We start from the raw sequence: 9,467 nt of genomic DNA, 5'->3' as shown, positions 1-9,467 counted from the left end.
CGAGGCGCGCTACATCCAATCGCTCTGGGCACGCCGCTCACCCCTGGTGAAGCGGCTCGGCGTCCCGGCACCGGCCTGAACGAAGGGGGTCCGCCACATACGAAACCGTTGACGGACCACCTCAGATGTCTCTGTACCCTGACCTCTGTTTCCTGTAGTCCGACGTGAGGTGGTGGTCAGGGTTGCGCGGCCAGGATTCGATCCAGCGCTTCTTCCGACAGTCCATCGATGACCGCGAGCAGCTGGTGCGGGCTGGCGTCGGGGCCGGGCGCCGGCTCGGGCACCGGTCCGGCCACGGCCACCTCCCCTGCTCCCCCCACGACGCGGGCCAGCGCCTCCACCGTGCGGTGCTCGAACAGCGCCCACAGCGGCATCTCCACGTCCAGCAGCTCGCGCACCCGCGACACCACCTGCGGCACCAGGAACGAGTGCCCGCCCAGGTCAAAGAAGTTGTCGTTCGCCCCCACGCGCTCCACGTCCAGCACCTCAGCCCAGATCCGCGCCAGCACCTCCTCGGCCGGCGTGCGCGGCGCCACGTACCCCTCCGCCAGAGCCAGCTCCGGCGCCGGCAGCGCCTTGCGGTCCAGCTTGCCGTTCGCGGTCAGCGGCAGCGCCTCCAGAAAGCCGAACGCGGCCGGCACCATGTACTCCGGCAGGCTCAGCCGCACGTGCGCGCGCAACGCCTCCGCCTCCGCGTCACCCACGACGTACGCCACCAGCCGCCGGTCGCCCGGCGCGTCCTCGCGCACCACGACGGTGCAGTCCCTGACGCCGGGTGACTGGCGCAGCGCGGCCTCGATCTCACCCAGCTCGATGCGGAAGCCGCGGATCTTCACCTGCTCGTCCAGCCGGCCCAGGTACTCCAGCGTCCCATCCGCCAGCCACCGCACCCGGTCGCCGCTCCGATAGAGCCGGCCGGGGGCGAACGGATCGTCCACGAAGCGCGCCGCCGTCAGTTCCGGACGGTTGAGGTACCCGCGCGCAACTCCCGCGCCACCCACGTACAGCTCCCCCGGAACACCGATCGGCACCGGCCGCCGCGCCGGGTCCAGCACGTACAGCCGCAGGTCGGGGATCGCCCGCCCGATCGGGCTCCCCGATCCGCCAAATACGTCCTCCCGGCTCAGCACCCTGTAGGTCACGTGGACGGTGGTCTCGGTGATCCCGTACATGTTCACCAGCCGCGGCGTGTCGGCACCGCGCCGCTCCACCCACTCGCGCACGGAGGCGGGCTCCAGCGCCTCGCCGCCGAAGATCACGTTGCGCAACGCCAGGTCCCCCCCGCGCTCCGCGTCCACCGCCATGAACTGCCGAAACGCAGACGGCGTCTGGTTCAGCACCGTGACGCCCTCGCGCTGCACCAGTGCGTGGAACGCCTCGGGGTCGCGGCTCACGGACACCGGCACCACCACCAGGCGGCCCCCGTACAGCAGCGCGCCCCAGATCTCCCAGACGGAAAAGTCGAACGCGTACGAGTGAAAGAGCGTCCACACGTCGTCCGCGCCGAAACCGAACCAGGCGTCCGTGGCGCTGAACAGCCGCGCGACGTTGCGGTGCTCGATCAGCGCGCCCTTGGGCGTACCGGTGGAGCCGGAGGTGTAGATGACGTACGCCAGCGAATCGGGCGTGGCACCGCCCCGCGGGTTCTCCGCGCTCTCCGCCGCGATCTGCGCCCGCGCCGCGTCCAGGCTGATCAGCTCCACGCCGTCCGGCAAGGCCAGCAGCGCACGCACCTTCTCCTGCGCAAGCACGATGGGGACGCCGGCGTCGGAAAGGGTAAAGGCCAGACGATCCGCGGGATACGCGGGATCCATCGGCACGTACGCGCCACCCGCCTTGAGCACGGCCAGGATGGAGACGATCATCTCCAGGCCGCGCTCCAGGCAGATCCCCACCCGCACCTCCGGCCCCACCCCGCGCCGGATCAGGTGGTGCGCCAGACGGTTCGCCCCCTCGTTCAGCTCGCCGTAAGTCAGCGACTCCGCCTCGAAGCGCACGGCTACCCCCTCCGGCGTGCGCGCCGCCTGCGCCTCGAAGAGCTGGTGGATGCACCGGTCCGCCGGATACTCCGTTTCGGTCCGGTTCCACGCCTCCAGCACCAGCGCGCGCTCCGCCTCGCCCACCAGCTCCAGCTCCGACAGCGGCACGTCCGCGTTCGCCGCGGCCTGCTCCAGCACCCGCCCCAGGTGGCCCAGCATCCGCTCCACCGTGCCGCGCTCAAAGAGGTCCGTGCTGTAGTTCAGTCCCACACGCAGGCCCTGGTCGGTTGCCCTGGCCGTGAGAAAGAGGTCGAACTTGGCGCTCGCGGGCTCCGATCCGGCTTCGCTCACCTCCAGCCCCGGCAAAGCGAGTCCCTGCTCCACCGCGTTCTGCTGCGCGAACATCACCTGAAAGAGCGGTGTGTGGCTCACGCTGCGCTCCGGTTCAAGCTCGGCCACCAGCTTCTCGAACGGCACCTCCTGGTGCTCGTACGCATCCAGCGTCGCCTCCCGCGCCCGCCGCAGCACCTCGCGAAAGCTGGGATCGCCCGCCAGATCGGTCCGCAGCACTACGGTGTTGACGAAAAAGCCGATCGTCTCCTCGATCTCCCTTTTCGTCCGCCCCGCGATCGGGCTGCCCACGACGATGTCGTCGCTCCCGCTGTACTTGCTCAGCAGCACCTGGAACGCCGCCAGCAGCACCATGTACAGCGTCGCCCCCTCACCGCGTGCCAGCGCCTGCAGCCGCTCCAGCAGATCGAGGGGAAGCTCGATTCGCTCGTGCGCCCCCCGGAACGTCTGCGCCGCCGGCCGCGGATGGTCCGTGGGCAGCTCCAGCAGCTCCGGCGCACCGGCCAGCTGCTCCCGCCAGTACGCCAGCTGCCGATCCAGTACCTCCCCCGTCAGCTGCTCCCGCTGCGACACCGCGTAGTCCGCGTACTGCACCCCCACGTCCGGCAGCGGCGACTCATGCCCGTCACCATACGCCTCGTACAGCGCCGACAGCTCCCGGTAGAGCACCCCCATGCTCCACCCGTCGCTGACGATGTGATGCATCGTCAGCAGAAGCACGTGCTCCCGGGCGCCCACCCGCAGCAGCGCCGCACGGAAGAGCGGGCCCACGGCAAGGTCGAACGGCCGTGAGGCTTCCTCCTCGGCGCGCCGCCGGACCGCCGGCTTGCGGTCCGCGTCACCCAACCCCGACACGTCCTCCACCGGCAGCGCGAACCCGCTGAACGGCGCAATCACCTGCACCGGCGAGCCGCCCACCTCGACAAAGACCGTCCGCAGCGCTTCGTGGCGCCGGACGATCTCGCCCAGGGCGCGCTCAAGCGCCGCCGGGTCCAGCGCACCGTCCAGGCGCCATGCCACCGAGATGTTGTAGAGCGCACTCCCCGGCTCCAGCCGGTCGATGAACCACAGCCGCTCCTGCGCAAACGAGGTGGGCGCGGTCCGCGTCCCCCCGATTTTCTCGAGGAGAATCTTCCGCAGCAGCTCGCGCTTTTCGCTGCGCGAGAGCGTGCCGGCAAACTCGGAGACGACGGTCATTCCGATCTCTGGTTCTTCAGGGGTTGCGCGCCCGGCGGGCGATCCAGCGCTTCGTTCGCCGGCCCATCGGTCAGGGCGAGCAGGTGGTGCGGGTTGGCCTGACAGGGCGACCGCCTCCCATCGCCCGTGGCGACCGGAGGCGGTGGGAGGCGGTCCAGGTTCCTCTGGCGCCCGACCGCACGCCGGCTGATCCGCAGGAGCCTGAAACTACACGATGTCCAGAACTTGGGGGAACAAACGATAGCCCGGCGCCCGTGTTGTGTCAACGATTTTACCCCCGGAAAACGTAGCGGAAATGGTTTGTCTCCTTCGTCACCGCCGGGCGGTCGCCAGAAGCAGCTCGAATGGAATTGCCCGCTCGGTTTTGGCCCTGACGTCGGGAATTTGTGTCGGCTTGCGAGGAAATAACCAGCACGTTTATACTTGATTAACACGAATGGAGTTAGCGTGATCCGCGGGTTCTCGTCTCCACCTGCTCCCGAACAGAGCCCATTCCTGCGTTGTCGCAAAAGGCACGCGCTGGTTGAGCGGCATGACGCGGGCAGGCCGCTGTTCGTGTACCGCTGTGATCAGGGTGCTTTCCGGCGAGGCAAATCCGACCCTCAGTGGCGGGTAAAGATCTCTCCGGCTGTCAGATTTTCGCCCGGCGTCGCCAGAATGCATCGCGGCAGGCCCGGCGTCCCCCCCTCGAAGCGAGCAACTGAAGTGGCTGACACAACGACCGCGGCCGGGCTGCTGCCGGACAACCTCCAAGTTTCGGATGTGACCACGCCTGCCCCAAGCCTGGACGCAGTGGTTGTTGGCCTGGGACGAGCAGGGATGGGTCTGCACATCCCCGTCCTGGAGAAGATTCGCCTGTTCAGCGCCGCGGCTTCACCCTTCGGGCGTGTCGTCGGTCTGGTCGACGCCGTGGAAGTGGGAACCAGGCGCGCGCTGCATCGTCTGGAATACGACTTTGGATACGACCCGGGACGGGTAAGCTGCGCGACCTCGCTCGCGGGGCTCAAGGGCGTCGATCCGGACAACACCATCGTGCACATCTGCACGCCCGCGGACGATCACGCATCCACGCTGCGCGCCGCGACCGCGGCCGGATTCCGGCGGATCATCGTCGAAAAGCCGTGCGCCTCCAACGCCGCCGACGTCGATGAGATGCAGCGTATCGCCGACCGCACGGGTGCCAACATCGGCGTGATCAATCCCTATCTGTACAGCAGTTCCGTCGCCAGCTGCAGGGACAAGATCCGGCAGGTGGGGCAGCAGCCCCACTACCTGGAGTTCGAGATGTCGAAGCCGCGGATCACGCCCACGCTGGCGGGCCGCTCACGGCCGGAATCCGTGATGGACGTCGAGCTGCCCCATCAGATCGCCGCGGCGCTGCACCTTACCGAGGCGTCGCGATACCGGGTTCTTCGCGCCGAAGTGCGGCACATGCACTACCGGGAGACGGATGCCGATGTGTGCCAGGTGGTCCGGAACATGGGCGTCGGCATCCTGGTCCTGGAGCTGGACGAGTGCATCGCGGTCCTCATCTCCTCCCTCGACGCGCTGACGCGCACGCGGGTGCTGAAGCTGCGCTTTCCCAATAGCGAGCACATCGAAGCGTTTCTGCCGGTGACGGGGGATGACCATACCAGCGTGGTCATGGAGTACTCCGGCCGCAACACGGACGGATCGACCGAGCAGACGCGGGTCGCAAAGCTGCCCGACGACATGCTTACGCGATGCCTGTTCGACACGTACTCGCGGTTCGTTACCGATACTCCGCAGCTCAGCGATCTCGCCTTCAACCGCAAGGTGATCGACGTGATGGACAAGGCCAAGACGTTCGCACGGATCCGCCGGTAGGCCACGTTGCCAGCGGATCCTGGGTGAGTGCGTTGGGTACCGCGCTTGCTCCGGCTCGTGGCTTCGGTGGCGCGTGGGTCGCCGGCTTCAGGCGTGCCTCGCACACCGGCTGAGGCCGCCGCGAGCAGATCGGCAGCCTCTACGCCGGCGCGGTACATTACCACCGTCGTGGGCGTTCTCGCGCAGCGCGGGGGCGCCCCTTTCCGAATGTACGTCGACTACACGATGCCAGAGGGTGAATGGGTGACGACGCGGTGAACGGCGAGGCAGGCTACTGGCGCGAGACGCTCGCCGGCGCCCCGCCGCTGCTCGAGTTGCCGGCCGACCGCCCACGCCCCGCCGCGCAGAGCCGCCGCGTGGCCGTGACCGGCGCGCACTTCGACGCGGAGATCCTGGATGGCGTGCGAACGCTGGCCGGGCGCGAGGGCGCCACGCCGTTCATGGTGCTCCTCGCCGCGCTGGACGTGGTCCTCTCGCGCTGGTCCGGCCAGGACGACGTCGTCGTCGGCACGCAGGTGGCCGGGCGCACGCACGCCGCAGCCGAGCCGGTGCCGGGGATGAACACCCTGGCGCTGCGGGTGAGCCTGGCGCAGAACCCGACGTTCCGCGAGCTGCTGGGGCGGGTGCGCGAGACCACGCTGGCCGCGTACGCGCACCAGGATCTCCCCTTCCAGCGGGTGCTGGAGGAGGTGCATCCCGAGCAGAGCTTGGCCCACGCCCCCGTGTTCCAGGTGATGCTCAACCTCCTCGGCCTTCCGGACGGTGCCGTCCCCGGCGACGGCCTTGAGGCGTCGGCGGCCGGTCTGAGCGGCGAGGTGTCCAGCACGTTCGACCTCGCGCTGAACGTGGGTGAGCGGGACGGAGGGATCGACGTCCGCCTGGTCTACGCCGCCGACCTCTTCGACGCGCCGCGGATGCGCGAGCTCCTGGCGCAGCTCCAGGGCGTGCTGCGACAGGCCGCGGCCGCGCCGGAAACCCGCGTGGGCGCGCTGTCGCTGGCCACGGAAGCGGCGCACGGCGTCCTTCCTGACCCTGCCGAGCCGCTGGACGAGACCTGGCGCGGCGCCGTGCACGAGGTCTTTGCCGCGCGGGCGATGGAGACGCCGGACGCGCTGGCCGTCGAGGACCCGCGCGAGCGCTGGACGTACGCCGAGCTGGACGCCGCGACCGACCGCATCGCCCGCGCGCTGGCGGATGCCGGCGTGGGCGTGGGCGATGTCGTCGCCATCACCGGCCACCGCAGCGCCGCGCTGGTCCGGGCGCTGATGGGGACGATGAAGAGCGGCGCGGCCTTCCTCGTCCTCGATCCGGCCTACCCGCCGGCGCGCCTGGCCGAGTACGTCCGCATCGCCTGCCCCGCCGCGCACCTCCACCTTTCCGCCGCGGGCGACCTGCCCGACGAGGTGGCGGTGCTGCTGGCGGAAACCACCCGCACGCGCGTCGTCCTCCGCCCGCGCGGCGCTGGATCGGCCGAGGACGTCGACGGGCTCGGCTCCGCGGGCGATGCGCCCTCCGTCCGCGTGGGCCCGGACACGCTAGCATACCTGTCGTTCACGTCGGGAACCACGGGGACGCCCAAGGCGGTGATGGGGCGGCACTCCGCGCTCACGCACTTCACCCCCTGGCTGGCGTCGGAGTTTGGTCTCTCCTCATCCGACCGCTTCAGCCTCCTCTCCGGCCTGGCGCACGACCCGCTGCACCGCGACGTCTTTACCCCGCTCCAGCTCGGCGCCTCGGTCGTCGCGCCGGAGCCGGACGGGATTGGGACGCCCGGCTACCTGGCCCAGTGGATCGTCAGGGCGGGGGTCACCGTGGCGCACCTGACCCCCGCGATGGGCCAGCTCCTGGCCGACACGGCCGAGGATGAGCGGATGGTTTCGCTGCGCCGCGCCTTTTTCGTGGGCGACGTCCTGCGCCGCGGCGACGTGCAGCGGCTCACCGCGCTCGCCCCCAAGCTGCGCGTCGTCAACTACTACGGGTCCACCGAGACGCAGCGCGCCGTCTCGTACCACGTGGTCGATCCCGGCACCGAGCAGAAGGAGATCATCCCCCTGGGACGCGGCATTCCCGGGGTACAGCTCCTGGTCCGCAACGCTGCGGACCAGCGGGCCGGCATCGGTGAGCTGGGCGAGATCTGGCTGCGCTCGCCTCACCTGGCCGCCGGCTACCTAGGCGACGAGGCGCTGTCCGCCTCGCGCTTCGTGGCCAACCCATGGACGGACGATCCGCGCGACCGCCTGTACCGCACCGGCGACCTGGGCCGCTACCGCCCGGACGGCGTGGTGGAGCCCATGGGGCGCGCTGACCAGCAGGTGAAGGTGCGCGGCTTTCGCGTGGAGTTGGGCGAGGTAGAGAGTGCCCTGGCCTCGCATGCGGCGATCAGGGAGGCCGCCGTGATCGTGCGCGAGAAGGGCGCGGGCGACCGCCGCCTCGTCGCCTACTGGGTCCCCGCCGAGGGATCGGCCGAGCCCGACACGGCCTCGCTGCGGACGCACCTCAAGGCGCTGCTGCCGGAGTACATGGTCCCGGCCACCTACGTGCGGCTGGACCGGCTTCCACTGACCGCCAACGGCAAGCTGGACCGCCGCGCCCTGCCCGAGCCGCCGCGCAGAGCGACCGCGCGAGCGTGACCGGCTCATGTTGATGTGGGCACCCGTGGTTGCGGCGCAAAACTAACCAGGATTAGGGATCGATTTACACGGAATCCGACTTTACTGTCATTCTGAAGGAGGCGCCGCGCGACGCTCTTCCTTCGGCTGAAAAGCCTGGCGCCGACTGAAGAATCTCTACGCTGGGCGGCAGGATCTTTCCGTTGCGCTCAGTTCCCGGGTGTTGCCCGGCGGGGGTTCCCCGCGAGGGAATGGAGATTCTTCGGTCGCGCTGCACAGTCCGGCGCGACGCCGCGGCTCCACAGCGGGCGCTTCCCTCAGAATGACAGGTGTTTTCCGGGAAGTCGATATCGCAGTACGGACCTGGAATCTGGGCGCGCATAAACAGGCAGCGGAACCGACGATAGCCGGTTCCGCTGCGTTTTTACTGAGGCCGAGGAGAGAAGACGACGGCGAGTGTGGTCAACAAATAAAGTTGGCTAGTAGCAATTCAACAACACCGCGGGTTTCCGCACATGTCCTTCCATAAAGTCGGCTAGTACTGAACTGGCTCCAACCGGTCGGCAAAGTGGGCTAGTACGGAAACCCAATCGCCGTCGACTTCAGACCGACGAATATGGACACACTGCCGGGGAAGCACACCACCCGATCGCAGCGGCTGATGACGCCGGATCCTTCTTTCGCGGCCGCGCCGCCGCGGCGGTATCGGCTGCCCCGTCCGGTACGGGCGCGTACGGAGTTGCAACTGCTGGCTCGGATTGCCGTGGACCGATCGTGACGCGAGCGCGGACGAGCGGCGAATTCCAGGTCAGCGCGCGCCTCATTCTCCTTACGCCGGTGGTGAACGGCCCCGCGGAAAGCGTCCAGACACCCGGTGCCGAGTTCACGCTGCTCTGGCAGGTCGAAAACCGCAGCAACGCGGGTTCTATTGCTCGTAGCGGTCCTGGGACTGCTCGTGTCCTGCTGTGGGGCGGGCGATCGATCAGAACCGCCCGCCGTCGTTGCGGCCCTCGTGAACGAGTTGCTGTACCAGCGCAACCTGATTTCCGACCCCGAAGTCGGGGCGAAGATGAACGAGTACGTGCTGCGGGTGAGCCGTGACGGAACGCCGGCAGATTCGGTGATGCCGGTATTTCACCGCTGGCTCATCCGCTGGATGCGGGAGCACCCGGCGCGTGTGGATTCCGCGTGGGCCGCGCCGGCTCCTTACCGCACGAGCGGTCTTCCTTCGACCGGCTCGGGGTCCTCCGTGACCGCCCGCGTCTGTCAAAAAACTAGGAAAGCAAAAGTGACCTGAGTAAACTAGCTAAGGGGCGAATCTGCGAGTTGACGGACTGGACACCAAGGTGATCTCATACTGTTGCACCAAACTGGCGCGCTCACGGTCCTCCCGATCCTGCGCTCGCTGTGAAGGGAGATCGAGCGCGTCCAGCCGAATCCGGCGCCCGAGGAGTGGACAGATCCGGTCTGGCCGCTAATACCA

The 9,467-nt window shown here is 68.8% G+C and carries 4 protein-coding genes; 3 read left to right on the top strand and 1 reads right to left on the bottom strand.

What is annotated here, in order from left to right:
• Window positions 1–176 precede the first annotated feature (176 nt).
• Window positions 177–3,527, bottom strand: coding sequence for an amino acid adenylation domain-containing protein (locus tag ACOJUJ_RS22490; protein WP_420129160.1), 3,351 nt, complete (start codon window positions 3,525–3,527; stop codon window positions 177–179).
• Window positions 3,528–4,184: 657 nt separating this feature from the next.
• Between ACOJUJ_RS22490 and ACOJUJ_RS22485 the strand changes: the two genes are divergently transcribed.
• From ACOJUJ_RS22485 to ACOJUJ_RS22475, 3 genes are all read left to right on the top strand, one after another.
• A complete protein-coding gene (locus ACOJUJ_RS22485; protein WP_420129159.1) occupies window positions 4,185–5,375 on the top strand; it encodes a Gfo/Idh/MocA family oxidoreductase in 1,191 nt (396 codons plus the stop codon).
• A 239-nt stretch (window positions 5,376–5,614) separates the two neighbouring features.
• Window positions 5,615–8,005, top strand: coding sequence for a non-ribosomal peptide synthetase (locus ACOJUJ_RS22480; protein ID WP_420129158.1), 2,391 nt, complete (start codon window positions 5,615–5,617; stop codon window positions 8,003–8,005).
• A gap of 991 nt (window positions 8,006–8,996) precedes the next feature.
• On the top strand, window positions 8,997–9,281 hold the full coding sequence (locus ACOJUJ_RS22475) for a hypothetical protein (protein WP_420129157.1): 285 nt from the start codon (window positions 8,997–8,999) through the stop codon (window positions 9,279–9,281).
• Window positions 9,282–9,467 lie beyond the last annotated feature (186 nt).

The organism is Longimicrobium sp. (assembly GCF_048594345.1).
In the GTDB taxonomy this organism is placed as follows: domain Bacteria; phylum Gemmatimonadota; class Gemmatimonadetes; order Longimicrobiales; family Longimicrobiaceae; genus Longimicrobium.
Note: the sequence above shows the minus strand (reverse complement) of the source record. Positions and strands in the feature narration are given on the sequence as shown.